The organism is Actinomyces oris (assembly GCF_001553935.1).
Classification (GTDB): domain Bacteria; phylum Actinomycetota; class Actinomycetes; order Actinomycetales; family Actinomycetaceae; genus Actinomyces; species Actinomyces oris_A.
This window is the reverse complement of the sequence record NZ_CP014232.1, coordinates 946,397-971,465: the sequence shown is the minus strand read 5'-3', so window position 1 is coordinate 971,465 and position 25,069 is coordinate 946,397. Positions and strand designations below refer to the sequence as shown.

At 69.7% G+C, this 25,069-nt stretch carries 23 protein-coding genes, 1 tRNA gene and 1 other RNA gene; 11 read left to right on the top strand and 14 right to left on the bottom strand.

The features are described from left to right. Positions 1–225 precede the first annotated feature (225 nt). On the top strand, positions 226–687 hold the full coding sequence (locus tag AXE84_RS04160; RefSeq protein ID WP_060956954.1) for a nuclear transport factor 2 family protein: 462 nt from the start codon (positions 226–228) through the stop codon (positions 685–687). 49 nt (positions 688–736) lie between these two features. Here AXE84_RS04160 and AXE84_RS04155 read toward each other — a convergent pair whose 3' ends face one another. Continuing rightward, positions 737–3,661, bottom strand: coding sequence for an ATP-dependent RNA helicase (locus tag AXE84_RS04155; RefSeq protein WP_081093055.1), 2,925 nt, complete (start codon positions 3,659–3,661; stop codon positions 737–739). A gap of 143 nt (positions 3,662–3,804) precedes the next feature. Further along, positions 3,805–4,173, bottom strand: coding sequence for a hypothetical protein (locus AXE84_RS04150; protein ID WP_060956953.1), 369 nt, complete (start codon positions 4,171–4,173; stop codon positions 3,805–3,807). A gap of 342 nt (positions 4,174–4,515) precedes the next feature. Between AXE84_RS04150 and AXE84_RS04145 the strand changes: the two genes are divergently transcribed. From AXE84_RS04145 to AXE84_RS04120, 6 genes are all read left to right on the top strand, one after another. Then, the gene (locus AXE84_RS04145; RefSeq protein WP_060956952.1) at positions 4,516–4,920 is read left to right on the top strand and encodes a hypothetical protein; all 405 of its coding nucleotides are present in this window, start codon (positions 4,516–4,518) and stop codon (positions 4,918–4,920) included. 36 nt (positions 4,921–4,956) lie between these two features. Next, positions 4,957–5,145, top strand: a complete 189-nt coding sequence (locus AXE84_RS04140; protein WP_060958143.1) for a helix-turn-helix transcriptional regulator — start codon at positions 4,957–4,959, stop codon at positions 5,143–5,145. Then, positions 5,138–5,650 carry a hypothetical protein gene (locus tag AXE84_RS04135; RefSeq protein WP_236750137.1) on the top strand — a complete coding sequence of 171 codons (513 nt, stop codon included), beginning with the start codon at positions 5,138–5,140 and terminating at the stop codon, positions 5,648–5,650. The genes AXE84_RS04140 and AXE84_RS04135 overlap by 8 nt, the downstream gene beginning before the upstream one ends. Before the next feature lie 259 nt (positions 5,651–5,909). Then, positions 5,910–6,731 carry a hypothetical protein gene (locus tag AXE84_RS04130; RefSeq protein ID WP_060956950.1) on the top strand — a complete coding sequence of 274 codons (822 nt, stop codon included), beginning with the start codon at positions 5,910–5,912 and terminating at the stop codon, positions 6,729–6,731. A 67-nt stretch (positions 6,732–6,798) separates the two neighbouring features. Next, entirely contained in the window at positions 6,799–7,533 is a 735-nt protein-coding gene (locus AXE84_RS04125) for a glutamine amidotransferase (RefSeq protein WP_060956949.1), read from the top strand. A 148-nt stretch (positions 7,534–7,681) separates the two neighbouring features. Then, entirely contained in the window at positions 7,682–8,368 is a 687-nt protein-coding gene (locus tag AXE84_RS04120; protein ID WP_060956948.1) for an SDR family oxidoreductase, read from the top strand. Between the two features lie 91 nt (positions 8,369–8,459). On the opposite strand, the gene AXE84_RS04115 is transcribed toward AXE84_RS04120, so the two are convergent. The 5 genes from AXE84_RS04115 to AXE84_RS04100 all read right to left on the bottom strand — a co-directional run bounded on the left by AXE84_RS04115 (position 8,460) and on the right by AXE84_RS04100 (position 13,107). Next, the gene (locus AXE84_RS04115) at positions 8,460–8,762 is read right to left on the bottom strand and encodes a hypothetical protein (RefSeq protein WP_060956947.1); all 303 of its coding nucleotides are present in this window, start codon (positions 8,760–8,762) and stop codon (positions 8,460–8,462) included. Between the two features lie 74 nt (positions 8,763–8,836). After that, entirely contained in the window at positions 8,837–9,823 is a 987-nt protein-coding gene (locus AXE84_RS12810) for a hypothetical protein (RefSeq protein WP_150116244.1), read from the bottom strand. A 586-nt stretch (positions 9,824–10,409) separates the two neighbouring features. Next, positions 10,410–11,597: a hypothetical protein gene (locus tag AXE84_RS04110; RefSeq protein ID WP_060956946.1), complete on the bottom strand. Its 1,188-nt coding sequence runs from the start codon at positions 11,595–11,597 to the stop codon at positions 10,410–10,412. 342 nt (positions 11,598–11,939) lie between these two features. Beyond that, positions 11,940–12,677 carry a glutamine amidotransferase-related protein gene (locus AXE84_RS04105; RefSeq protein WP_060956945.1) on the bottom strand — a complete coding sequence of 246 codons (738 nt, stop codon included), beginning with the start codon at positions 12,675–12,677 and terminating at the stop codon, positions 11,940–11,942. 46 nt (positions 12,678–12,723) lie between these two features. Next, complete coding sequence (locus AXE84_RS04100; protein ID WP_060956944.1) at positions 12,724–13,107, bottom strand: DUF4190 domain-containing protein; 384 nt, start codon at positions 13,105–13,107, stop codon at positions 12,724–12,726. A gap of 274 nt (positions 13,108–13,381) precedes the next feature. Between AXE84_RS04100 and AXE84_RS04095 the strand changes: the two genes are divergently transcribed. After that, entirely contained in the window at positions 13,382–14,839 is a 1,458-nt protein-coding gene (locus AXE84_RS04095) for a uracil-xanthine permease family protein (protein WP_060956943.1), read from the top strand. A gap of 441 nt (positions 14,840–15,280) precedes the next feature. Here the strand turns inward: AXE84_RS04095 and AXE84_RS04090 are convergent, their stop codons facing one another. Together AXE84_RS04090 and AXE84_RS04085 are read right to left on the bottom strand one after the other, a co-directional pair. Continuing rightward, the gene (locus AXE84_RS04090; RefSeq protein WP_010613167.1) at positions 15,281–15,856 is read right to left on the bottom strand and encodes a LytR C-terminal domain-containing protein; all 576 of its coding nucleotides are present in this window, start codon (positions 15,854–15,856) and stop codon (positions 15,281–15,283) included. 168 nt (positions 15,857–16,024) lie between these two features. After that, entirely contained in the window at positions 16,025–16,363 is a 339-nt protein-coding gene (locus tag AXE84_RS04085; RefSeq protein ID WP_003788121.1) for a hypothetical protein, read from the bottom strand. Between the two features lie 1,158 nt (positions 16,364–17,521). Between AXE84_RS04085 and AXE84_RS13205 the strand changes: the two genes are divergently transcribed. Further along, the gene (locus tag AXE84_RS13205; protein ID WP_236750136.1) at positions 17,522–17,878 is read left to right on the top strand and encodes a hypothetical protein; all 357 of its coding nucleotides are present in this window, start codon (positions 17,522–17,524) and stop codon (positions 17,876–17,878) included. 68 nt (positions 17,879–17,946) lie between these two features. Here the strand turns inward: AXE84_RS13205 and AXE84_RS04075 are convergent, their stop codons facing one another. From AXE84_RS04075 to AXE84_RS04060, 4 genes are all read right to left on the bottom strand, one after another. Beyond that, on the bottom strand, positions 17,947–18,654 hold the full coding sequence (locus tag AXE84_RS04075) for a TetR/AcrR family transcriptional regulator (RefSeq protein WP_060956942.1): 708 nt from the start codon (positions 18,652–18,654) through the stop codon (positions 17,947–17,949). A 219-nt stretch (positions 18,655–18,873) separates the two neighbouring features. Then, a complete protein-coding gene (locus tag AXE84_RS04070) occupies positions 18,874–19,347 on the bottom strand; it encodes a septum formation family protein (RefSeq protein WP_060956941.1) in 474 nt (157 codons plus the stop codon). Positions 19,348–19,595: 248 nt separating this feature from the next. Further along, positions 19,596–20,207 (bottom strand): septum formation family protein, encoded by a 612-nt coding sequence (locus AXE84_RS04065; RefSeq protein WP_060956940.1) that lies wholly within the window; start codon positions 20,205–20,207, stop codon positions 19,596–19,598. Positions 20,208–20,325: 118 nt separating this feature from the next. Then, a tRNA-Ser gene (locus AXE84_RS04060) sits at positions 20,326–20,413 on the bottom strand. Positions 20,414–20,560: 147 nt separating this feature from the next. Between AXE84_RS04060 and ffs the strand changes: the two genes are divergently transcribed. Next, positions 20,561–20,655: signal recognition particle sRNA small type (gene ffs / locus AXE84_RS04055), an RNA gene on the top strand. Between the two features lie 18 nt (positions 20,656–20,673). Here ffs and AXE84_RS04050 read toward each other — a convergent pair. Next, on the bottom strand, positions 20,674–21,180 hold the full coding sequence (locus AXE84_RS04050; protein WP_060956939.1) for a beta-class carbonic anhydrase: 507 nt from the start codon (positions 21,178–21,180) through the stop codon (positions 20,674–20,676). Between the two features lie 111 nt (positions 21,181–21,291). On the opposite strand from AXE84_RS04050, the gene AXE84_RS13395 reads away from it, so the two are divergent. Further along, on the top strand, positions 21,292–25,068 hold the full coding sequence (locus AXE84_RS13395; RefSeq protein WP_060956938.1) for a DNA polymerase III subunit gamma and tau: 3,777 nt from the start codon (positions 21,292–21,294) through the stop codon (positions 25,066–25,068). The last annotated feature ends 1 nt before the right edge of the window (position 25,069 follow it).

The following is a 25,069-nucleotide window of genomic DNA, read 5'->3' as shown; positions in this document are numbered from 1 at the left end:
CGCCTGTACTGCACGAGGGCCGGGGGTCACTGGGGGAGGGGCGGGTGTACTCCACGGGGGTCGGGGGCTCGTCCAGTATGCACAACCCCCGGCCAGTAGATCCTCACCCTCGTGGAGTCGCCGCCTCATGCGGCCCGTTGCCGCTCGCTGCGGCCCCGTGCCCCGGCCCGGCCGCCGGAGCTCTTGGTCCCTCACATATTCGACGTCGGGCCGTACTCTTGGCCTATGAGTCGCCGTCCCCACGAATCCCGAACCCCGTCCCGTTCCCGCACTCAGGTCCCGCACCCCCACGCCTCCGAGATCGCGCCGCGCGCGGCCGCTGACCTCTACTCGCTCCTGTGCGACGCCATGGTCGCCGCTGACACCAAGGCGATCGACGCCCTGCTCACCGACTACTGTGTCCTGACCCATATGACCGGCTACCCCCAGCCCAAGGTCGAGTGGCTCGGCGACATCGCCAACGGCGCCATGCGCTACCACTCCCACGAGGTGGTCTCCGTCCAGCCCGACACCATCGCCGGATTCCCGGTGGTGCGCGGCCGCACCCGCACCACAGCCACCCTGTGGGGAGGGCGCGGCACCTGGAACCTCCAGATCGTCGGATACGTCGTGCCCGACGCCGACCCCGACACCGAGCGCAACCCCACCGGCTTCCGCTTCAGCCGCCTGGACGCCTCCACCTGGTGAGGCCCCGTCGCCCACCGTCCCCGGGTGGCCCGGGTGAGCTTCGCCCCGCCTACCGACGTCGTCCGGTCCCTTTCGTGGCGGGTGCGTTCCACGGGTCCTCCGGCCAGGCGTGCTTGGGGTAGCGGCCCCGCATCTCGGCGCGCACCTGCGGGTAGCCCTGCTCCCAGAAGGAGGCCAGGTCGTCAGTGACCGCCACCGGGCGGCGCGCCGGAGAGAGCAGGTGCAGCAGCACCGCCACCCGGCCCTCGACGATCCGCGGCGTGGCCGCCCAGCCGAAGCACTCCTGGACCCGTACCGCCAGCACCGGCCGACCCGCCCGCCCGGCCTCGGCCGGGTCCACCGAGCCAGCTGCCCCGGCCGCCCCGCCGACCGCCGCCGTGTAGTCCACCCGCACCTGTGAGCCGGAGGGGACCTCGATGCGTTCGGGCACCAGCTCGTCCAGGCGCGACGCCTGCGGCCACGGCAGCAGCGCCCGCAGCGCCTGGGCCACGTCCAGCCGCTCCAGGTTGAAACGCCGACTCCCCTGGCCCGACGCCGAGCCGCCCGGCCCGTTTGCTCCGTTGGCCCCGCCGGCCTGTCCGGCCAGGCTCGTCACCGCCGGTGCCAGCCACTCCTCGGCCCGCTCGGTCAGGGCCGCATCGCTCATATCCGGCCAGGGCTCACCCAGGTGCTCGTGCAGCAGGGCCAGTCGGGCGCGCAGGCCGAGCGCCTCCTCATCCCACGGCAGCGCGGCCAGGCCGGCATCGGCACCCTCGGCGCGCACCCGTGCGACGACGGCCTCCGCCACCGCCGTCGGACCCGGCGGCGGACCCGGGGTGGTGGTGAGCGTGATGGCCCCCAGACGGCGCAGGTGCTCCGTGCGCAGGCGTCCGCCCTCCCAGACGGTGCGCTCCTCCTCGGTCAGCCAGGCCCCGGCCAGCTCCAGGGCCGCCTGCTCGGCGAGGGGCGCCGCGGCCCGGATGAGTGCGTCGCCGCGCCCACTGGTCAGGTCCACGCCGGCCACCGCCAGCCACTCGGACTCCGCCAGCGCCGAACCCGCCGGCAGGCGCAGCCCGGTCCCGGCGACGCTCGCGTAGTGCGCCTCCTTGCCCGCCTGCGGAGCCGGCCCCCGACGACGCGCGATCCACTGCGGCTGCGCCGTCCCGGCCACCAGTGCCACCGCCGACTCCAGGTCATGCGCCCCGGTGCCCTCGCCGACGGCGTCGGGGCTGCCAGTCTCTTCTCGGCCGCGCCCGGTGCCCGGCGCCTGAGGACCACCGCTCTCAGAACCCGGGGTCTCAGGGGCCCCCGACTGCTCGTCGGCGCGCCGACAGGCCTGCTCCAGTCGGCGTGCCTCCGCCTTCCAGGCTCCCGACCCGGCCCCACCACTGCGTACCTGTCGGGCCAGGGCCGTCAGGTCCCCGCCGGGCGCGCGCAGGTCGGCGGTCAGCAGCGCCGTCGCCCGCGCCGCCTGCCGCGCCCCCAGCACCGGTGCCGTCGCCAGCAGGGCCCGCGCCTCCCGCACGCCCGCAGGCAGCCCGGACACCGCCCGACCCAGGGGCGTCACGCCATCGGCGCCGGCCAGGCCCAGGCGCTCCAAGGCCTCCCGCGCGGCTGCCAGCACCGCGGCCGGCGGCTCATCGACCCAGGCCAGCCCCGCGCCGTCGGGCACACCCCACACGGCCAGCTCCAGGGCCGCACCGGTGAGGTCGGCCGAGAGGATCTCCGGGGTCGGAGCCAGCGGCGAACGCGCCCAGTCCGTCGGCGAGCAGCAGCGGTAGACGACGCCGGGACCCTCGCGCCCCGCCCGCCCGGACCGCTGCACCCCGGCCGCCCGCGAGACCCCCACCGTCACCAGACCACTCATGGAGCGGGCCACGTCCAGGCGCGGCTCGCGCGCCAGCGTGGAGTCCACCACCACCCGCACCCCGGGCACCGTCAGCGAGGACTCCGCCACGTTCGTGGCCACCACGACGCGCCGCCGCCCCGCCGGGCTCGGGGCCAGGGCCGCATCCTGAGCGCTCGCGGGCAGGCGACCGTGCAGCGGCAGGACGTCCACGTTCCCGGGCGCGCTGGCGCGCAGGCGGGAGACGACGTCGTCGACCTCGCGGGCCCCGGGCAGGAAGACCAGCACGTCGCCGGAGCGCTCGGCCAGGGCCCGCTCCACGGTGGCGGCGACGTGGGCGAGGAACTCCCGCGGCACCCCGCGCGGCCCCAGGCGACCGGTGCGCCCCGGCGGCGCCCACACCTCCTCAAGGGGATGGAGGCGACCGGGCACCTCCACCAGCGGCGCGGCTTCGTCCGACGTGCCGTGCGAGGCTCCGCCCGAGGAGCCGCCCAGGATGCGGCGCAGGCGGTCGGCGTCGAGCGTGGCGGACATGGCCACGAGGGTGAGGTCCTCGCGAAGGGCGGCGCGTGCGTCCGCCAGGAGGGCCAGGAGCAGGTCGCTGTCCAAGGAGCGCTCGTGGACCTCGTCGAGGATGACGGCGTCGACGCCGCTCAGCTCCGGGTCCCGCTGGAGACGGCGCAGGAGGAGCCCGGCGGTGACGACCTCGATCCGCGTCGCCGGGCCGGCGCGCCGCTCCCCGCGCACCGCGTATCCGACGGTGCCGCCGACCTCCTCTCCCAGGAGGTCGGCCAGGCGGCGGGCGGCCGCGCGGGCGGCGATGCGCCGCGGCTGGGTGACGACGACGCGGCCCGGCCGGTGTTCCTGGGCGCGCTGTGGGGCGTCGGCAAGGACGTCGGCCAGGACGTCGGTAAGGACGTCGGCCAGGAGCGGTGGGACGAGCGTCGTCTTACCGGTGCCGGGCGGGGCGGTGAGGACCAGGCAGGCGCCGGCGCCTGCGTCGTCGGAGGCGGAGGGAGCGGCGGAGAGAAGCTCGCGCAGATCGGTCAGCACCTCGACCACCGGCAGGTCCGGGGGCGAGGCGAGCAGCGCCCTGATGGGGTCGGTCTGCGGAGGCAGCGTGCGGCCCTGCGGCCCGGTGCGAGTCATGCCCCGATTGTGCCCGGTGGGGGAGTGGATGGGGCCGACGTCGGACCGGAGCGGGAGCTGAGCAGCAGGTGGCCTCCGGGCAGTGGAGGACCGGAGGCGCAGTGGGTGGATAGGGGTGAGGGGAGACGCGCAGGAGCCGGCGGCTACCGGATGCTCATGAGGATGTCTCGGGCCTGCAGGGTGTCGGCGAGCTTCTCGGCGTACTCGGCGTGGGTCTTGACGGCCTTGCGCATGCCGAGGGCGCTGCCGATGATGGCCGACCCCGTTGAGGAGAGGTAGCGCACCAGGGTCTCGCCGTGCGGGCCGGTCCCGAACTGAAGGTTCTGCGAAAGGTAGAAGCTGCTGCCCATGAGGGCGCTGAAGGCGATGGACATGCCCTTCTTGCCGCGGGTGATCTGGAGGGTGTCGGCGGAGAAGGGCGCGACGGTCCAACCCTCCTGAGTGAAGAACTCGGTAACGATTGATCGAACTTGATCGATTGGTGCATTAATGGTGTACAAGCGCTCAGTCATGGTGGGATGCTAAATGACTTCTCATTGTTCTTGCACATTATGTGCAATAACGTTTGCGTGAAGGTGGTGCGCCGCTCAGCCCGCACGTGCTCGGTGTGCCGGCCTGCCAGCCCGCACGCACGCGGCGCGCCGGCCTGGCCCGCACTCAGATCGACAGAATCTTCAGAATCGACCCGGAGCCGCGTCGATTCTGAAGATTCTGTCGAAGAGTTCGTCTGAGGTGGGTGCTGGCGGCCCGGACTCTTCGAGTGAAGCACGCTTGACATGGTCGGCTCTGTCAAGCACACTAGACATGTCAAGCAAACATGACACCCTCTCTCGGGGTGGTTGGCTAATCAAGGGATGATCGCCATGCTCTCCGCCGTCTCCGCTCCTTCTGTCCTGGCCGCCACGTCGTCGACCTCCTCCGCTGTCACCTTCGTTGCCGGGGTGGTCGGTGGCATCGTCGCCGGGATCGTCCTCTACCTGCTCGTCTACCGGTACTCGGCTCGCCATCTGCCCGAGGTCCGTGCCGAGGAGGCGTCCGAGCTCCTCAAGAAGCTCAGCGGGCAGCAAGCCGGTCTCGTCTGCTCCCTCCCCACAGGCATCATGGTGGGCTTCGTGTTCCCGGCGACCAGTCATCTCTCCACCGGACCACTTCTGCTGGTCGTTCATCTCATAGGCGCCGCCATGGTCAGCGTGTCCATCATCGGTGTCGCGTGGCTGTCCCCGAGACTGCGTGCCGTCCGGAACGCGGCTGCGGCATGAGTGGGTTGTCTCGCCGCTCCGCGGGTGGTGAGGCTCATGGATAATGACGTGCGCAGTCTGCGCGAGGCTCGAGGCCTCACCCAGGCCCAGCTCGGAGCCGCCCTGGGTGTCTCCAGACAGAGCGTTAACTCCATCGAAAAAGGCAAGTACGACCCCTCCCTTCCTCTGGCCATCGCCATAGCCCGCTACTTTGAGACCGCTGTTGAGGAGATCTTTCATGTCTGAGTCGGATCCCACGCCTACACCTTCCTCCGCTGCGGCAGCCGCTTCGTCCTCCCCGGGCTCGACGTCGAGTGCTCGGGCAAGCCAGAAGGCCACCAAGCGGCGGCGGTCCGCCATTGGAGGCATGGCCTGCGTTGTCGCCGTCGTGACCCTTCTGTGGGCGGCTGTGTTGACGATCCCGATGTCCAACGGCGTTCTGTACTTCTTCTATGGTGGCGCCAGCGGGGCGTCAGTCGTGATGCTCGTGTACATCGCCCTGATCATCGCGAAGAGACGTGGGCACGACACCTTCGCCGTCCGTGGGCTCGAGAGGCGGAAGGACGAGCGGGACAGGGCCACCTCGCAGCGGGCATGGGCTCTGGCCGGCGTCGTCGGGTTGTTCGGCAACGTTGTCGTCGGCGCCGTGGGTGCCTTCGGGGGGTCGATGAAGCTGGCCCTGGTGGTCGTCCTGTGGCTCCAGCTGGTCAGCTTCATCGGAGGGAACATCTACTTCAACCGCACCATGTAGATCGTGGAGGTGTGTCCGAGCCTGCCGCCGCTCGGCCCGCCCTGCCCGGCCCGCCGCCCCGCACACACTTCGACCGAAACTTCAGAATCGACCCGGAGCCGCGTCGATTCTGAAGATTTTGTCGGTGAGTGAGGGATGGGGCCCCAGGTCGGCGGCGGTCGGCGTCTTCGCGTAGACTTCGCTCCACCCTGACCGGCGTCCCACGTCGGTCGTCGTTCCCTGTCCCACCGCCCGCCCCGGGCGCACTCGAGGAGAATCCATGGTCCAGCAGTCCGCCCCACCAGGAATCTGGGACGAGGACCCCGACGGCGCCTCCATCCTCCTGGCCACCGGGCGCGCTCGCCACGACCTCCTCGTCGTCGCCGAGCCCGTCTTCCTGCGCGATCTCGACCAGGCCTGGGGGCGCCCCTCGGCCCGGGTGCGCCTGTCCTTCCTGCCCGGCGTCGAGGCTCCCAGTGCCCCGGGCCACGAGGACGCGCTCATGTCCTATGAGCGCGGTGGCCTCGGCGTCCTCGTCGCCCGTGGTCGCACCAGCGTGTATGAGGGCGAGGCCGCCCGTAGTGCGACGGCGCTGGCCCGGATCGCCAGCGGGGCCCGCCTGCGCGCCGCGCTGCTCGTCACCCGCGCCACCCCGCTGCGTGGCTCCGGTGACGTGGCCGGCGGCTCGGCGCCAGGACAGGTGCGCGTCGTCGCCGACCACCTCAACCTCTCCGGTGGCTCTCTCTTCCCGGCCCCCGGCATGGTCTCGGCTGGCTGGGACGCAACGCTCACCGAGCGCCTGGGGAGCCTTCGCGGCGTGAGCGGTAGCTCCGTGGTCGCCCTCGTGCCCGGGCCGCTGCGTCCGAGCCCGGCCGAGTCCCGTGCCCTGGTCTCCCTGGGGGCCGACGCCGCCGTCACCGACTCCGTGGCCGAAGCCATGATCCTGGCCGCGAGGGGAGTGGCGGTCTCCGCCCTGACCTACCTCGACGCCCCGGCCGCCGGCGGCAACCTCGGGCGGGCGCAGCTCTCCCTGAGGCAGGCCTCCGGCGTCACCCTGGCCGCCGTCGAGGAGATCCTCAGAGGCCTGCGGGCCGGTTCCTGAACGTGATTCTGGGAACGGCGTGGAAAAGGATGCTGCCCAGGCTGTCGGCCCCCGTTAAGGTCATCTCGTGAAACCCTTCCTCTTCCTGGCCACCCGCAGCGACGACGAGCCTGCCGACGCCGAGTACGAGGCGTTCCTCAAGCGCACCGGCCTGGAGGAGTCCACGCTCCGCCGCCTGCGCCTGGAGTCCCAGTCCCTGCCGCAGATCGACCTGGACGACTGGTCCGGCATCCTCGTGGGCGGCTCCCCCTTCAACGCCTCCACCCCGCCGGAGAAGAAGTCCGCCACCCAGAAGCGCGTCGAGGCCGAGCTCTCCGGCCTGCTCGACCGCGTCGTCGAGGCCGACTTCCCCTTCTTCGGCGCCTGCTACGGCGTCGGTACGCTCGCCTGCCACCAGGGCGCCGTCGTCGATACCACCTACGGTGAGGCCGTCACCGCCCCCGAGGTCACTCTCACCGAGGCCGGCCTGGCCGACCCGATCTGCGCGGGCGTCCCGAAGGTCTTCCAGGCCTTCGTCGCCCACAAGGAGGCGGTGACGACGCTGCCGCCCCACGCCGTCGTCCTAGGAACCGGTGAGGCGTGCCCGGTCCAAATGTTCCGGATCGGGTCCAACCTGTACGCCACCCAGTTCCATCCCGAGCTCGACGGCGACTACCTCGCCCACCGGCTCGGCTTCTACTCCGGTCACGGCTACTTCGCCGACGACGAGCTCGCCGAGCTTCAGGCCCGCGTGCGCCTTGACGACGTCTCCGACTCCTGGAAGCTCCTGGCCAACTTCGTGGCCGTCCACGCCCGCGACTGACGGGCGCGCTGTCGGCGCGATGCCCCAGTTCGCGCAGCGCGGGAAGGGGATGCGTACGGTGCAAGTGGGGTGGATAGTGGGGCATCACCCGGGGCGATGTGTCTGATCGGCCCCGAATGCTCCAGGAACGTACAGAAAGGGCTCGCTTATGCCCCGCATCGTCATGATCGGAGGTCACGGCAAGGTCGCGCTGCTGGCCGCCCCGCTGCTCGTGGACGCCGGCCACGAGGTCGTCTCCCTCATCCGCAACCCTGACCACTCCGCCGACGTCGCCGCCACCGGAGCCACCCCGCTGGTCCTGTCCGTCGAGGAAGCCGACGTCGCTGAGCTCACCCGGGTCTTCGCCGGTGCTGACGCGATCGTCTGGTCCGCCGGGGCCGGCGGCAAGGGAGGCCCGGAGCGTACCGACGCCGTCGACCGCGCCGCCGCCATCCGCTCCATGGAGGCCGCCGCCGCAGCCGGGGTCACGCGCTACGTCATGGTCTCCTTCCTCACCGCCTACGGCGAGGTTCCCGACGACCACCCGCTGCGCGCCTACGCCATTGCCAAGATCGCGGCAGACCGACACCTGCAGACCACCGACCTGGCCTGGACGATCTTGGGGCCGGGCCTGCTGACCCTGGATGAACCCACCGGTGCCATCACCGTGGCTCGCGTCCCCAAGGGCACCCCGACCTCGAAGGCGCCGACGTCGCGTGGGAACGTCGCCCGCGTTATCACCGCCGTGCTCGCCGAGCCGGCCAGTATCGGTAAGGTCATCCCCTTCTACGACGGCGACACCCCCATAGCCCAGGCTGTTGCTGACGTACCGCAGGAGTACGCCGACCTGTCATGATCGCCACCTTCGTGGGGTAGGCATCAGAAAGGCTCCGGTCCGCACTCATTGAGTGAATGTGGACCGGAGCCCGTTCGGGTCATGGTGAGGTCTACTTGCCGTCGCTCATAGCGCTGGCCGAGGGGGCGGCCGACATCTTGTCGTCGCTCATCTTGCCGTCCGACATGCTGCCGGAGGTGGGGCTGTCGGACATCTTGTTATCCGACATCTTCCCGTCCTCGGTCTTTCCGTCGCTCATCTTTCCATCGGACATCTTGCCGTCGCTCATGGTGCCGTTCGGGGTGGAGGTCTGCTCCATCTTGTCCTTGTCGGCATTCATGGAGCCGCAGGCGGCGGTGCCGACGGCGAGGGCGGCAACGATCAGGGCGGCTGACACGATCTTGCGAGTACGCATGGGAGAACTCCTTGGTGACATGGGCTGGCGACGTGGCCAGGTGAGTGGTGGCGCACCGACGTAGTGCACCGTCATCAGGAGTTCGGAGCCGATGGGACAGCGGATGGCGCGAAGTTAGTGAGGCCAGTCACTCCCTGTTGGGGTGCCTGAGGTCCTCCTGGATATGCGGGGGCGGCAGCACTGAAACAGGGTGCCCTGGTGGCCAAGGGCTGCGCCGTGCCCCGGGGCGTCTGCATGTGCCGTTGGGCGGCGGAGCTGCGGCTCAGGAGTGCTGTCACTCCCGTGGCGAGAAGGGCGAGAAGGATGGACGCCAACCATGCTCGCAGTTCCGTGTGCGGATGCTTGCCCGTGCCGATGCTGGTCACGCCGAGAGCTGAGGCGACGATGGCGCGGGAAAGACCGAACGCGGAGAGAATGTACATATTGACCAGCGCTATGATTGTGGGGGCGGCTCCAACGGTGTAGGGGAATGTGCGACTGGTGGGGGATGAGAGTCCTAGATAGAGGCTGATCGAGGCGATGATGACCACGATGATCGTGATGGCCACTCCGACAGTGAGCGGAATTCCTCGATCGTTCGATGCGATGGCGGGGGACATCCATATGTTGACTGTTTGGTTGATCTGACCTGATCGAAACTGTTTTGCGCTCAGGATTATTCTCATGAGCCGGTGGAGCATGGACACGAGGAGGAATATATTCATTCCCATTCCGAGACTTACCAGCCAATGTCGAGGGGGCTGAGTAGTTCTTCCCATCAGGGTTGTGAAGATTGCTGCTCCACCAGTGGCCAGAAGACATAAGATAGGGAGGGGGTTGCCGGTGAGGCTGTTGTTGAAGATGAGTATGTCAATGAAGAACAGTTGAAGTGAGGCTGCTGTTGTGATGGCGCTGGCCTGGTTTCTGGTGATGGTGATGATGGGGATCGCGACAAGAATGAGCCACCAAGCGCCTAACGTGTGTGGAATGTAATACAGCGCATTGTAGTAGTCTTGCGTTGTGGGATTATGCAAGGAAGGGAAACTCGTGTTTGCGGACGTATCATTGATCGTCCAAATCACGTGAACCCCGACCGCTAACAGTGTCAGTACGAGGGCTGCCAGCCGGTCGCGTCCCCAGGGAGCCGGTGAGGGCGAGGTGGCCTTGCGGGTGATGCCGAGTAGCGGCGCGCTGACCAGAGGTGGTGGCGCGAACGGCTGCGGGGGTGCGAGGGCAGGGGTGGGGAGTGGGCTGGGGGCAAACCTGGGAAAGCTGGCGGTGGGCCCGGCTGAGTAGGGGTCGCTATCAATCCCGTTGGCGACAATGCTCCGGGCGGGCTGACCGATGCCGGACAGGTGCGGTGCCACCGGTTGCGTCGGAGGAGCGGTCTGGGCCTGGAAAAGATAGGGGTAGTCGACCTGCTGCCCGCTCTGGGGGCCGTAGCCCGGCGTGAGGGCCGCATGCGGCGACGACGCGGGGGTGTACGGTCCGTGTGGTATCACGCCGTATGACATGGCCGACCTGTGTCCGTCAGCGTCCGACGGCGTCGGCGTGGGGCTGCTCTGAGGATGAGGTGCTTGCCGCATAGTGGGCATTGTGCTCGAGCTGCCGGTCTGTGTCGATGACCGAGGTGGTGTCGTGTGCCAACCCTGCGGTGGAGGGGCGGGATCAGTGCCCGCTCCCCCACTGCGACTGGGAGCGATGCTGCCGGCTGAAGCGGTTCTGCATGCCGTGGGGGCCTGCTGTGCTCACGACGCCATAGTGGTGCTGCTGGCGGCCACCGGGAGGAGCGGCTGCAGATTTGTGTCCGGCCGCCAATGTTGAACCGATGAGGAAGGCCCCGTGAGCGATGACGATCGCTATCGCGATTCCTGTGCTGGACGGTTGGTAGGTGAACTCACCGTTCGTGGGTAAACCGTAGGCGAGGACGATGATGATGTTATATAGCGTCAAAAGTGAGACGGCACTTGTCGACACGATTCGGAAGGATGTGCTGGAAGGGCGCCTCACTCCCAGGAACAGGCCTGCGACTGCCAGTGAAGTGATAATAGCGAGAATAAATAGTCCTGGCACTAAGGGGAGGCCCATTCCACCTGAATCTGATAGTATGAACCAGGCGTTGGTCGTGAGCCGATCGAGTCTCTTACCCGTCGATAGGTGTAAGTAGATCAAGAGGCCAAAGTGTGACAAGCGTGCGGCGCTGTTGATGAGCGCGAAATGACAGGCACCCACGGCCAGAGTGATCGGCCATGGCTGCGGATTCCTTAAGCGTCGATTGAGGCGTATAGTGAGGATAGCGCCGACTGTGGTGGCGATGAATAGGAGGATCTCGGTGACATTCTGCACGCCTGCATATGGAGCCTCGTCGGTGTTGCTAATAGGTGTCATGAGCACCCCGTAACCGAACCACAGCGAGAGCCCCAACATTTCAGTGACTGGCTGGTCGTGGAATAGGTGGCGCAATCCAAAATAGTGCCACCAGATCACTGGTGTCGTGGCGACGAATAAGAGCGTGATGATGACACCTGACACCCATATGTTGCCCCGCATCAAACTGAGGAAGTAGGTGACATAGACGACGACCTCAAGGGCGCAGCCAACGATCATCATGACCAGTGCCGCCGCTTTCAAACCGCGCCACGGCACGTGCTGCAGTGCGCCCGAGGCCTGGGATGAGGCCGCTCCTGGGCGCAGGCCGGCCGCCTGTGGCGGTCTGGCGGAGGCGGCGTAGCCCGGTGCGGTGACCGCTCCGCTCAGGTACGCGGAACCGGCGCCTGAGCCCGCGCCGTGTTGGAACTGCTGGAACTGCTGCTGATGCGACTGGTACGGCTGGTACTGCGGCGCGGAGGCCTGCACGGACGGAGGCGGATAGGGCTGACCCGGGAAAGTGGGAGCCCCGGGAGGGCGCATCACCGACTGTGTCGGAATCGCGCTCTGGGCAGGGGGCATGTACGCGCCGTGACCGGCCGGCGTCGGCGGCTGCCCGTAGGTCGCCCCTCCCTGTGGGGCGCTCACCGGGGGAGAACCATAGGCGGCCTGCGGCGGGTACTGCGGGCTCGGTGGGCCGCTGTATCCCTGTGGCGGCGGATAGGCGGGCGGGTAAGTCATGACAACGTCCTGATGGTCGTGGCCCTCAGCTCCAGGGCAGCGCCTGGGCCCCTGAGTCGTTCGGGGCGTGCGGCCCCACGGAGCGGCAGCTCAGCTGCGGGTGAAGTGCGAGATGAAGTTGCGGATGATCTGTCCGGCGTCGTGCGCCTCGGAGGAGCGGGCCTGGGTGAGGATGTCCTCGCTCATGTCCGGGTCACCGTAACCGGCCTCGTCGTAGATGCTGACGCGGCGCTCGAACCGGAGGGCGTCGAGCTCGGGGTTGAACTGGCAGGCGTAGACGTTCCTGCCCACGCGCAGCATCTGGACCGGGCAGTCCGGTGAGCTCGCCAGTAGGGTCGCATGCGCAGGCACCTCCCCAACGCCCTCGTAGTGGCCGGCGAAGACCGTGACCACCTGGGGGAGTCCCTCCAGGACCGGGTCCTCGCGGCCCTCCGCCGTCAGGAACAGGTCGACGGCGCCCAGTTCCTCACCGAACTCCTCATGCGTCTCGGTGCCGAGGTAGGCAGCCAGGACTTGGAGCGCGACGCCGGTGGCCAGAAGGGGGATGCCCTCCTTGAGGATCACCCCGAGCAGCTCGCGGATCTGCTCCTCGACGTTGAGCTGACTGCGGGTCTTCTCGGCTGCCGGCGTGTCCGCGTTGTAGGGGCTGGCCCCGATGAGCACCCCGGAGACATCGGCTGCGGTGAAGGAGTCGAGGAAATCGACCTCCTCCAGGGCGATGTGCTGCAGGTCCTCGCGCGACAGGCCACTCTGAGCCAGGAAGGACTCGTACTCGTCCTGCGCCGCCTCGTGCTCGGGGCGCGTGGTCACCATGATGAAAGGCTTCACGGGACCACTGTAGGGGACCGGCTGGCCTGGTGTGGCCGTGTGGCCTCTAGCCCACGAGCAGTACGAGGATGAGGGCGCAGAGCCACAGGATGACGAAGACGGCTCCCAGAATGAGCCCCAGCCAGGCCAACCCCTCGCCGGAGTTATAGCTGTGATGCAGGCGCCGCAGCGCGTTGATGCCCAGGATGATCGCGGCGACGCCGACAAGGGGGATGAAGCTGAGCAGTCCGCATACCAGGGCGGCTGTCGCCCCGGAGTCGCTGCGGGGGCGGGGTGCCGTGTAGCCGGGGCCGGAGAAGATTTCTGCTGGGTCGAGGTTCTCGGTGCCGGGGAAGACGAATCCGACAGGGAGCCCGTCGGCGTACTGCTCCGCGCCCGGTGAGAAGCGCGGTGCGCTCTGTCCTGGAGGGGAGGTTCCGACGGTGCTCATGCCCACATCATGCACTGTCGGCACCTGCCGCTGACATCCTTCCCGCGGACGAATTGGGCGCTGCCCGGCAGATGTCCGCGAAGAGCCCCCTCCGGTGCCCGCGGTGCCCGTCGGTGCCTGTGAGAAGCCCGGTCCGCGCACCTCCCGAGCAGGGGCTATGCTGAAGTCCCGGCAGGCTCTGCCGGGTCCTGCCAAGCGTCCCGCGGATCTCCCGCGAGGGGATTCCCCCACGGGACACAGTCAATCCCCTCGTTGCTTAGGCAGGAGATCACTCGTGTCCTCTTCTCCCTCTCGTGGCTGGCGCCTGCACGGCGATGGCCGGTCCATCGCTCCGGGTGAGGTCGTCGCCCCCGGTGAGCGCCTCACCTGGCCGCGAACCATCGGCATCGGTGTCCAGCACGTCGTCGCCATGTTCGGCGCCACCTTCCTGGTGCCGCTGTTGACCGGCTTTGACCCGGCGACGACGCTGTTCTTCACCGGCGTGGGCACCCTGCTGTTCCTGGGCATCACCTCCGGTCGTCTGCCCAGCTACCTGGGCTCCTCCTTCGCCCTCCTCGCCCCCATCGGGGCGGTGACCGCTTATACGCGAGACAGCGGCGCCGCCCTTGACCCCCACAAGGCGGCCCTGGCGCAGGGCGGGATCATCTCGGTGGGACTGTGCCTGCTGGTGGTGGGCGTCGTCGTCCACCTGGTCGGCTCGGCCTGGATCGACCGTCTCATGCCGCCGATCGTCACCGGTGCGATCGTCTCCCTCATCGGCTTCAACCTGGCCCCCGCAGCCTGGGGCAATGTCACGAAGGGCCCCGTGACCGCGGTCGTCACGATCGTCTCGATCCTGGTCATCACGGTGCTGTTCAAGGGCATCATCGGGCGCCTGGCGATCCTCATCGGCGTGCTCATCGGCTACGCCACCGCGGTGCTGCGCGGGGAGGTCGACTTCGACGCTGTCGCCAAGGCCCCCGTTCTGGGGCTTCCCGACTTCCACGCCCCGGCCTTCGATGTGCGCTACCTGGGCCTGTTCATCCCCGTGGTGCTCGTCCTCATCGCCGAGAACATCGGCCACGTCAAGTCCGTCTCGGCCATGACCGGGGAGGACCTCGACGACATCACCGGCCGCGCCCTGTTCGCCGACGGTCTGTCCACCATGCTCGCCGGCAGCGGCGGCGGCTCGGGCACCACCACCTACGCGGAGAACATCGGCGTCATGGCCGCCACCCGCGTCTACTCCACCGCCGCCTACGTGGTGGCGGCGCTCAGCGCCCTGGGACTGTCCCTCCTGCCGAAGTTCGGCCAGATCATCGCCACGATCCCGGCCGGCGTCCTGGGCGGGGCCGCCACGGTCCTCTACGGCATGATCGGCATGCTGGGGGTGCGCATCTGGGTGCAGAACCGCGTGGACTTCTCCGACCCGGTCAACCTCAACACGGCAGCCGTGTCCATGGTGGTGGCCATCGCCGACTACACCCTGGTCTGGGGCGACATGACCTTCAAGGGCATCGCCCTGGGGTCGGCCGCCGCCATCGGCGTCTACCACGCCATGCGCTGGATCTCGAAGCTGCGCGGCACCAACCTCGAGCAGGCCTCCCCGGCCTCGGCCCCCGCCGGGACCGAGCTGGAGGGCCCGGCCTACTCCAGCCGCGCCGCCCACTCGCCCTCGGCCGCCTCGGCGGCCCAGGCTCCGACGTCGTCGAGCACCGACGACGCTGAGGGCGCCGGTGACAGTCGCGCCTGAGCTCCCCGCGGAGTCAGCTGCGCCAGCAGTCCAGTGTCCACAGCGCTGACATCGAGCAACCAGCCGTCCAAGCAGCCAGTGGAGGTCGTTGTCATTCTGCGGTTTCTTCTCGGCGTGCGGCGCCGGTGTGCCGTTAATGTCAGCACTGTGGACACCGCTGGCGCGCCACAGTTCTTTCGTGAGCTCGCTGTCGCTCCAGGCGAGACCGGCCCCATCCTGGAACCGCACGCAAGCCGGCGTCTCAGACGCTATGACGCTCTGAATCGGGAACTGCGTTTCCCGCCCAGGACGTCCTTGTCCTCCAGATGACTGAGGTCGGGCCCCAGTCGTCTGGGGGACAGCGCAGTCCTCGTCGGAGAGGGACGTCCTCGATCGAGGCGGGAAGTCATGGGGGCAGGGAGCCGTCGTCGGGATGCCCCGCCCGGACTGGGCGAGCCCGGATCAGCTGGGCTTCTTCGTGGCGGCCTTGTCCGCCGGAACGCAGTCGCTGGGGGCGGTGATGGGCTTGCCGGCGCCGAGGAGCTTGATCTCGTCCGCCTTCAGGGCGTTCTGCAGGTACTCCTTGCCCAGGACCACCGAGACCGTGGTGTCGTCGTCGGACAGGCTTTTATCGAGCTGCACTGTGGACTTGGGGAAGATCTGGGCCAGGGAGTAGGCATTGGTCAGGCCGCCCTTGGAGGCCATGATCTGGACCTCGCCGTTGTAGATGCCCCCTGGCCAGTCATTCGCCGAGGTGACGGTCAGGCCCGCCTCCTCCAGCTCCTGCTGCACCGTGGCGGCCAGACCCACTGTCTCCGAGCCGTTGTAGACGTTGATCTTCTCGATCGTGGTGACGTCGACGGTCTTGGCGCCGCTCGGCGGGCAGGTCTGGGGCACGTAGGTCGCCGTGCTCTTGGGCTGCGAGAAGCCCGGGTTGTAGGCGGGCAGGATGCCCAGCGATACCAGGAGGCTCACGGCGACCGCGACCACCATGACGGCCAGGATGGCGCCGATGACGGTGGCCTGACGGTGCTGCATGTGCCGCCGGTACTCGGCACGCGGATCTGCGGGACTACTCACGCGATCCAGGGTAATGGACGACGGCGCTCATCGGGTGGTGCTGGGCTCGATGTGACATGGGACCGAGCCGTGGATCGGGGTGCAAGGTGGGTTATCGAGCGGGTTGCCGGGTGCTTCCGGTGAGGATCAGGCGCTCGGCGGTGCCGGGGCGAGCCGCGGCACTCCTTCCTCGGTGACCTCCAGGATGCGGGCGTGGATCGCGGTGCGCCCCTGCAGGGCGGCGCGCAGTGCCCGGTGCAGCCCGGTCTCCAGGTAGAGGTCCCCCTTGAAGGAGACGACATGAGCGAACAGGTCGCCGTAGAAGGTGGAGTCGTCATCCAGGAGGCTGCGCAGATCGAGGGTCGCGCGGGTGGTGGTGAGATCGGCCAGGCGGATCTGTCGAGGTGCGATGACGGCCCAATCGCGCTGAGTGGTGACCCCGTGGTCGGGGTAGGGGGGCCTCTCGCGTACTGCCTTGAAGATCACGGCAACATCCTAGTGAATGAAGCGGCCACAAGTGCGTGGGGGAGCCGCGGGTCGTCCAACATCGACGGTATCGATCAGCGTCGACGGCGTCGACGGTGCCGACTCCGCCGGGGTGCCGGACTGCTGAGGTCGCCCTGTCCAGGCCCTCGGGAATGGGGAGACCCTTCCGTTATCTGTCTCACTAGTTGGAATGTAACCAACAGGACGGTGATTCCGTCATCTCTCCGTGATTGGCGTTATCGCTGTGATATCTGGTGGTTTACTGGGAAGGTGGGATGTCTGATGCCGGAAATCGGCGGGATGCCTGACCTTCAGACTGTTCCCCTCGTCTTCCGGGCTCTAGTACCGTGTTCGCTGCACCGACCTCGACCGAAAGGATGCCGCAGCCATGACCATCGCGGTCCGCCGAAGCGGCTTCACCATTCCCCTGTCCCTTGTCGTTCTCACCTCGACCGCCATGCTTCTGGCCGGTTGTCAGTCCGGTGGTGCCTCCAATGCCAATCAGCAGGGCACCACGGGTTCATCGTCATCTGCGAAGGCGCAGTCGACGGCCAGTGCCAAGGCGACCTCCGGCCAGAAGTCGGGGCACGCCTCTCCTCGCATTCCCAGTCCCACCGGTAAGGGTCCCGCCGACTCCTCCGCGTCGCAGCCCTCCGGCTCCCAGTCCCGTCCCGCCAGCCCGCGGGCCAGTGAGCCTCGTCCCGCCGCCAGCGGAAACGGCGCCCCCAAGGCGTTGGCCTCCGGCAATACGGACGCTCCGGGCCGGCAGAACGGTGGTGCCTCCAAGGCCCCCAGAGTCAGGGGAAGGCCGACGACGGCGGCAAGAACTACGCCGGAGCCACTCAGGCGCCGCGGTCCGCGACCCCTGAGGCTCAGCAGAAGCCCTCGGATCAGACGCAGGCTGAGAAGCAGGCCAAGAAGCCGGCCGACACCCAGGCCGACAAGCCGGCAGACAAGCCCGCTGATGCCCAGGCCGACAAGCCTGCTGACAAGCAGGCCGACAAGGGGGCTGACAAGCCCGCTGACGCCCAGGCTGACAAGCCGGCAGACAAGCCCGCCGATGCCCAGGCGCCCGCTGAGCCGGCTGCCCCCGCTGACGAGCAGCCCGGCCAGGCCACGTCCTTCGTCCCGGACAACCTCGTCTCGGAGAAGACCGCCATGATTGTGTCGCCGTCGGGCAACATCGGCTGTGACCTGTCGGCCCACCACGCAGGCTGTGGCGTGCTGTCCTACCGCTCCAACGGCACCTACGGCAAGGATGAGGCGGGCTCGCCCAAGTGGTGGTTCGACCTCAGCTCCGGTGGGACTCCGCAGCTCGCCGGCCGTAGCGAGGGCGCCTTCTCGCTCGACGAGGCCTTCCGCGGTGGCGGCTCCTCGCCCCAGGTGGTGGAGTACGGCCAGTCCGTCACCTTCGGTGCCTGGGTGTGCAGCTCCGAGGAGACCGGCATGACCTGCCGCAACACCGAGACCGGTCACGGCGTCTTCCTCAGCTCTGGGCGCTACGAGACCTTCTGAGTCGAACCCGAGACATCCTCGGAACACCTGCGTTCGCCCCGGTGACCTGTCGCCGGGGCGAACCTGGTTCATGCGGGCTGCAGCGGACCGGTGAGGTAGTGCTGGATCGTCGGTCCGACGACCTCCTCGAGGTGGTCGATGCTTGCGCCGGCGATGGGCTCCAGGCGCAGTACATAGCGGGTCATGGCCAACCCCACCAGCTGGGAACCGATCAGGGCGGCCCGTTCGCGTGCCGAGGCGATGGGCAGGCCCGACTGCTCGAGGGCCTCGGCCATTGGGGTTGCGATCTGCTCGGTGGCGTAGTTCTGGATCGCCTCGGGACTGCGGATATCGGCGGCCATCCACTGCAACAGGGTGCGGAAGGTCGCGCCGTCGTCGGCATCGTCCCAGGCCGTCAGAGACAGACGTACCAGGCGGGGGCCGGCTGAGAGGAGATCCCCGTTGATGGCGGTGGCGATCTCCTGGCTCGCCCGCGTGCGCAGATTGACCGCGGCGCCGAACAGGTCCCCCTTGGAGCCGAAGTAATAGGACACGAGTGCCGGGTCCACGCCGGCTGTACGGGCCACCGCCCGAATGGTGGTGCCCTCATAGCCCCGGGTCAGGAAGGACTCGCGCGCGGCGGTCAGAATCGCTTCCTGGGTGGAGGTCGGTCGGCCACCGCCGTCGCCGGGGCGACGTCTAGGGCCTCGACGGCGCGCACGGCCAGGGCGGGGCTCAGGGGGCTCGTCGTCGAGCGGGGCGCCGGGCTGCGGTGCACGAAGAACATCACTGGTCACTCCAGGAGGTTACGGGCGCCTCGGCTGCACGTGACGGCCGCTGCCGGACCGACTCGAGTAGTTCCGGAAGAACGTGGCGCTTGGGCGGGGTCGGTGGTCCCGGGAGAGGGTGACGGCCGCCCTCATTTTAGGGAAGGCTATCGACGCGATATTCAATATCGTGACGGAATCCGGAGTGCGCCACGGGCGCCCGGGGTGGCGGTTCCTGAGGGGGTGGGGCTACTTCTTGGAGTTCTTGGCCGATCCCTTGACCTGCGACTTGTCACCCTGGGTGACGACGCAGGTGATCTTGCGGTCGCCCTGGGCCCAGGTGCCGTCGCCCGGCGTGAGGTACTCGACCTGATAGCTGGTCTTGCCGGACTCGATCCCGACGTACTTGGTGAAGTCCTCACCCAGGCAGAATCCCTGGCCCAGGGAGGCGAGTGCTCCCTCTTCGGGAAGCTTCTTGATGTCGTCGCCGAAGGTGGTCTGGGCGATGACCTCGTAGGTGTGCGCCTTGGAGCAGTCGACGACGGTGACCTCGCCGATCGCGTTCTCCCCGCCGGAGTCCTTGCTCACGGTGTTGTAGCACTGCCCGACCTCGAGGTCCTTGGTGGCGGTGGTGGTGCCTGAGGAGAACAGGCTGCAGGAGCTCAGCCCCAGGGCGACAGCGGCGGCGACGGGAAGGGTGAGGAGCGTGGTCCGGGTGCGCATGGATCGAACCGTAACAGCCGGAATGGCTGGATTGTGCCGGTTTTCTGCAGGATTCTGGCCACGGCCGGAGAGGATTCTGAAAAAATCCGGGATAAGGACCGGGTGGCGACATGAGACGGAGAAACGGAGAGTCGCCACCCGGCCGGAGTGGGAGGCAGGACGGTATTCGCGAGGCGCTGGAAGGGAGAAGTGGGCCTTCTCCAGTGGTGGCACGCCCGTACGCGGCTGTCCCGCTCGATGGGGACAGACTAGGAGTTCTTGATGGAATTATTCAATGGTGTGTTATCCCGGTTCTGGGCGAAGCAGGTCAACGAGTGGTCCCCCTGGTCCCAGGAGGACTGCGAGGGGGTCAGGGCCGCCGCCTGGTACTTCTTGGCCTTGGAGGGGGAGCCGACGTAGCTCTCCAGCACCGGGGCGCAGACGGTGGTGACCTCATCGGAGGTCGTCGCCTCAGCGTAGGTGGAGGCTGTGGACTGCCCTGTTCCAGTCACCTCGTACTGATGGGGAGTAGCGCAGTCTACGAGCTTCGCGCCCGTGGCCTGCGTTCCGCCCTGCTCGGTCCCGTTGACCATCTCGGAGATGCAGTTGCCGGTCTTGAGGTCCTGGATGTCCACGGTCGTGGCCCCGCCTTTCGCTGTGGCGCTGGAGGAGGTGGAGGCGTCGGCCCGAGGGGTGGCTGAGGAATCGCCGTCGGAGCCCCGGGCGTCCTTGCCCTGTGGGGATTCTGTGGGAGTGGCCTTGACTGAGGAGGAGGGGTGGGCGGAGGGGGCGCTTGCCGCCTCCTCGTCGCAGGCGCTGAGGCTCACGGCGAGAAGGAGCGCGGTCGGCAGGGCGATGAGGGGTGAGGCTTTCGTGCGCATGGGGCCATCGTGGCAGGGGCGGGAGGTGGCGTCGATGGGGAGAGGCCTGACCAGGTGCCTGCTGCGGGCTGCGGAGGGGCGACTGAAAAACCCCGGAATCACAAGGATTCCGGGGTGGTGGCGGAGGATGGGGGATTCGAACCCCCGAGGGCTTGCACCCAACACGCTTTCCAAGCGTGCGCCATAGGCCACTAGGCGAATCCTCCAGGCGCTCCACGCGGCGACAGCCACGTGCAACGAGAAAGGAATATATCGGACCGTCCATCCCCGGGGCCAGCCCGGGGCGGTGGGATCTGTCACGCAAAGCCGGTCGGGACGGTTCGCAACCGGGGGCCGGATCGGGTAGTCTCTCGCTCGGCCCCTCGTGCGGCGTCATCCAGCGAATCCCCCAGGACCGGAAGGTAGCAAGGGTAAGCAGGCTCTGGCGGGTGCGCGAGGGGTCCTCACGTGCCCGGGCGGCGGAGGGTCAGGCTCGGGCGGCGTCGACCTCCGCCAGGCGGCCGGTGGCCAGGTCCAGGACGAAGCCACGCACGGCGTCGGTGCGGGGGATGAAGGGCGAGGCCGTGATGCGGGCGATCGACTGGCGCACGCTGTCGGCCAGGTCGGTGAAGGCCCCCGGCGCCCAGGTCGGCCGCGCGCCGGTCTGAGCCTCCAGGACGGAGCACAGCTCCTCGTCGGTGAAGGAGAGCATGCCGCAGCCGGTGTGGTGGATGACGAGGATCTCCTCGGTGCCCATCAGGTGCTGGCTGATCGCCAGGGAGCGGATCGTGTCCTCGGTGACCAGGCCGCCGGCGTTGCGGATGACATGCGCCTCGCCCGGGGCGAGTCCCAGCGCCGCGAAGACGTCCACGCGCGAGTCCATGCAGGCCACGACCGCGACCTTCTGCGTGCCCTTGGCCGCCAGGCCACCGCGGGAGAGGACGTCGGCGGAGTAGGCGGCGTTGCGGGAGACAAGAGCCTCGGTGATGGTCATGGTTCCTCCGTTCCTTCAGGCGGCGACGCGCCGGCCCTCCCATCGTGCCAGACGGAACCCGACCCGCCCGGTCCCTCGCACGGTGTCGGCCCGGCCGATTAGGCTCGGGTCGTGACCACCGCTCTGTACCGCCGCTACCGCCCCGACACCTTCCAGGAGGTCATCGGGCAGGACCATGTCACCGCTCCGCTCATGGCGGCGCTGCGGGCCGACCGCGTCACCCACGCCTACCTCTTCTCCGGCCCGCGCGGCTGCGGCAAGACGACGTCGGCGCGCATCCTGGCCCGCTGCCTCAACTGCGCCCAGGCCCCCACCGACACCCCCTGCGGCACCTGCCCCTCCTGCCGGGACCTCGCCACCGGCGGCCCCGGCAGCCTCGACGTCGTCGAGATCGACGCCGCCAGCCACAACGGTGTCGACGACGCCCGCGACCTGCGTGAGCGCGCCGCCTTCGCCCCGGCCCGCGACCGCTACAAGATCTTCATCCTAGACGAGGCCCACATGGTCACCGCGCAGGGCTTCAACGCGCTGCTCAAGCTCGTCGAGGAGCCGCCGGCGCACGTGAAGTTCATCTTCGCCACCACTGAGCCGGAGAAGGTCATCGGCACCATCCGCTCGCGCACCCACCACTACCCCTTCCGTCTCGTCCCGCCCGACGTCCTCGAGGGCTACCTCGCCCACCTGTGCCAGGCCGAGGGCGTCGAGATCGGCCCTGGCGTCTTCCCCCTCGTGGTGCGCGCCGGCGGCGGCTCTGTGCGCGACACCCTCTCGGTCATGGACCAGCTCATCGGTGGGGCTCACGACGGCGGCGTCGACTACCAGCGGGCCGTCGCCCTGCTGGGCTACACCGACACCACCATGCTCGACCAGTGCGTTGACGCCATCGCGGCGGGCGACGGCGCCGGCGTCTTCCGGGTGGTGGACCGGGTCGTCTCCTCCGGGCACGACCCGCGCCGCTTCGTGGAGGATCTGCTGGCTCGGCTGCGCGACCTGCTCGTCATCGCCCTGGCCGGATCCGAGGCCGGCGCGGCGCTCGGCTCCCTGCCGGTCGACGAGCTCGAGCGCATGGACCTTCAGGCCCGCACCATGGGGGCCGCCGCCCTCTCGCGGGCCGCCGACACCACCGCTCAGGCCCTGACCGCCATGGTTGGCGCCACCTCCCCGCGCCTCCAGCTCGAGCTGCTCGTGGCCCGCCTGCTCATCCCCGCCGGCGGCGCCGCCAGAGCGGGGGGTGCTGTCGGCGCAGCTGCGGTGGGAGGCCCGGCTGGAGCAGCCGGGAGCGCCGGACCGATGGCCTCGCCCGCCCCCGGTGGTGCGGGCGCCGGCGCGGGCATGGGAGCGGCCGGCAGCACCGCCGGTGCCGTGCCCGCCGGGTCCGGACGCGAGATGGCCGCCCGGATCGCCCGCCAGGCCTCCGCAGAGGCCGCCGGACGGCGTGGAGGCCAGCGGCCCGAGAACGCTGGAGGACCAGAGGGAGTCGGGAGCGCGGTGCCCACCGCCCCTCAGGCGCCTCAGTCCCACGCCGGCTGGGGGGAGGCCCCTCCCGCGCCCTCAGCGCCCGCCGTGGGCCCGACGTCGACCGCACCGGCCTCACAGGCCGGCCCCGCCGTCAGCTGGGACGGCCCGCTTGACGGCGCCGTCGCCTCGCCGGGGCCCTCCGCACCCTCGGCCGCGGCGGCCTCACGACCGGTCGAGCAGCCGCCACGCGCAGCCGAGCCGGCCAGCGCCCCAGCCGCCCCGAGCGCGCCCGTCGCTCCCTCAGCACCCGCTGCCCAGGCAGGCGCCGGTTGGGGGGCAGCCTCTGCTGCGGCCTCAGCACCCGTCGCCCAGGGAGGCGCCGCTGCTGGCAGCTCGGGCGGGGGCGAGGCGGCTGACGCGGAGATGATCCGCACCCGCTGGGAGGAAGTCCTCGAGGCGGCCAAGCGCTCGCGGCGCGCCACCTGGGCGCTGGTCGGCCCCAACTCCCGACCGGGCACCGTCTCCGGGGGCGTCTTCACGCTCCTGTTCGCCGCCCCCGGCCTCGTGGGCGCCTTCGAGAACGGCGGACACGGCCCCATCTTCTCCGCGGCCCTCCACCAGGCCCTCGGCCTGCGTCTCGAGGTGCATGCCATCGTTGCCGGCGACGACGGGCCGGGCGGTTCCGGAGGCCCTGGCGGCCCGGGCGGCTCAGGCGGCCCGCGTGGACCGCAAGGCATGGGTGGCCCCGGCGCTGCCCCCTCCGGAGCGGAGGCGGCGCACAACCCCGGCCCCAGCGTCAGCTCCGCCGTCGGCCACGACGCCGGTCACGGCGGGCCGCAGGGCTTCGACGGTGGCGGCGCCCCGGGCGCAGGCCCGAGCGGACCGGGACCACAGGCCGGCGCTTTCGACTCGGCGGGCTCGGCCGCCAGCAGCGTGGCGCAGGACGTCAACGGCGCCGGGACGCATTCCGGCGGCCAAGGCCCGGCCGAAGCCGACGTGGCGGCTCCGGTCGTCGGCAGTGGCGCTGACAGCTCCGGCGCGGCAGGTGCGGTGCCGCGCAGCTCCACCGGTGAGCCGGTCGCCGCATCCGCTCCCGACCCCCAGGCGCTTGCCACCCACGACCCCAGTAGCGCTGTCCATGACGCCGGCCGCCCCGCCCAGGGCCCGGCCGCGCAGTCGCCCGCTGCAGCACCTTCGCGGCCAACCGACGTCGAGCCGGCCGACCGCCCCGGCGCGCACCGGCCCGTCTCCACCACCTGGGACGACGGCTCCCCGATCCCCGCGCCCCCGCCCGAGGACGACTGGGGTGCCGATCCCTACGCCGAGGACTTCGGGTACGTCAGTGGGGCTCTCAGTGTTGATGAGCCCAGCGGCTCTGCTGGGTACTCCGCCGCTCCAGCCCCGGCCGTCGTCGCCCAGGAGGCCGCGACCTCGCCCGAGTTGCAGCCGGCCCAGGTCGGCGTCGATCCCGCCGCCCCCACCGAGTTCCAGGCGGTCTCCCCAGCATCCTCGACCGCCTCCAAGTCCCCGGCGCCCGCCGCTGCTCCCATGGCGTCGCCGGCATCCCCCGCTCACGCGAACCCCACCGATCCCGACGACGGTTGGGGGCCCGTCGCCATCCCCGGCGGCGGGTCGGCCCCGGCCCCGGTCTCCGCGCCCGCCGCCGCCGCGGGCGGTGCCGACCTGGACGACGGCTGGGGCCCGGTCGCCGTCCCCGGCGGCGGAACCGTGCCCGCCCAGTCGGCATCCGCCTCCGCGCCCTCGTCCCCGCCGCCCGGGCCCTCCTCAGGCGCAGGCTCAGGATTGCCTGCGTCCCCCGCCCCCACCGACCCCCAGTCCGCTCCGGCCCCCACCTCGGCCCCGGCGGCCTCAGCCTCACCCGCCCAGTCCCGCTCCGCCCCCGCCGCGCAGGCGCCCGACGAGGCGCCCCTGGCCACCGTCCACCGTCTGCGCGCCCTGCCGGAGATTCCCGGCGGGGCCGCGTCCGCTCCGGCGGCCCCCCAGTCCTTCCAGCAGACGCCCTCCTCCCCGTCCCCGCAGGCGCCCGGAGCCGGCAGCGCACCACGCGCCCCCGGCTCCTCGGAGACCACTGCCGGATCCCCCGGCCTGGCCCCCGTCACCTGGGAGGGGACGGCGTCGAGCCCCTTCAGCCCGGGCCCGCCTCCCGAGGAGCCCAGCGCCTCGAGCGCCCCACCCGAGGACGAGTCCACCTGGGCGCCGTCGGGTATCGCCGGCTCGCGACTGGCCGCCGCCATGGCCGCCGCCCGCGCCGCCGCCCAGGAGGCCGACACCGACTCCCTGGCCGACGACACCCCCAGTGAGGACGACCCCGACGCCGAGGACGCCGGCGTCGTCGGGCTCGAGGTCGTCAAACGGATCCTCGGCGCCCAGATCATCGAAGAGGTCACCGTGACTCAGGAAGGACGCTGAC

Coding starts and splice junctions, on each gene's coding strand:
- AXE84_RS04160 (WP_060956954.1), top strand. CDS start 226: ATGAGTCGCCGTCCCCACGAATCCCGAACCCCGTCCCGTTCCCGCACT.
- AXE84_RS04150 (WP_060956953.1), bottom strand. CDS start 4,173: ATGACTGAGCGCTTGTACACCATTAATGCACCAATCGATCAAGTTCGA.
- AXE84_RS04100 (WP_060956944.1), bottom strand. CDS start 13,107: ATGAGCACCGTCGGAACCTCCCCTCCAGGACAGAGCGCACCGCGCTTC.
- AXE84_RS04130 (WP_060956950.1), top strand. CDS start 5,910: ATGGTCCAGCAGTCCGCCCCACCAGGAATCTGGGACGAGGACCCCGAC.
- AXE84_RS04070 (WP_060956941.1), bottom strand. CDS start 19,347: ATGCGCACCCGGACCACGCTCCTCACCCTTCCCGTCGCCGCCGCTGTC.
- AXE84_RS13205 (WP_236750136.1), top strand. CDS start 17,522: ATGATTGTGTCGCCGTCGGGCAACATCGGCTGTGACCTGTCGGCCCAC.
- AXE84_RS04090 (WP_010613167.1), bottom strand. CDS start 15,856: ATGCAGCACCGTCAGGCCACCGTCATCGGCGCCATCCTGGCCGTCATG.
- AXE84_RS04145 (WP_060956952.1), top strand. CDS start 4,516: ATGATCGCCATGCTCTCCGCCGTCTCCGCTCCTTCTGTCCTGGCCGCC.
- AXE84_RS04155 (WP_081093055.1), bottom strand. CDS start 3,661: ATGACTCGCACCGGGCCGCAGGGCCGCACGCTGCCTCCGCAGACCGAC.
- AXE84_RS04115 (WP_060956947.1), bottom strand. CDS start 8,762: ATGCGTACTCGCAAGATCGTGTCAGCCGCCCTGATCGTTGCCGCCCTC.
- AXE84_RS04120 (WP_060956948.1), top strand. CDS start 7,682: ATGCCCCGCATCGTCATGATCGGAGGTCACGGCAAGGTCGCGCTGCTG.
- AXE84_RS04140 (WP_060958143.1), top strand. CDS start 4,957: ATGGATAATGACGTGCGCAGTCTGCGCGAGGCTCGAGGCCTCACCCAG.
- AXE84_RS04065 (WP_060956940.1), bottom strand. CDS start 20,207: ATGCGCACGAAAGCCTCACCCCTCATCGCCCTGCCGACCGCGCTCCTT.
- AXE84_RS04050 (WP_060956939.1), bottom strand. CDS start 21,180: ATGACCATCACCGAGGCTCTTGTCTCCCGCAACGCCGCCTACTCCGCC.
- AXE84_RS04135 (WP_236750137.1), top strand. CDS start 5,138: ATGTCTGAGTCGGATCCCACGCCTACACCTTCCTCCGCTGCGGCAGCC.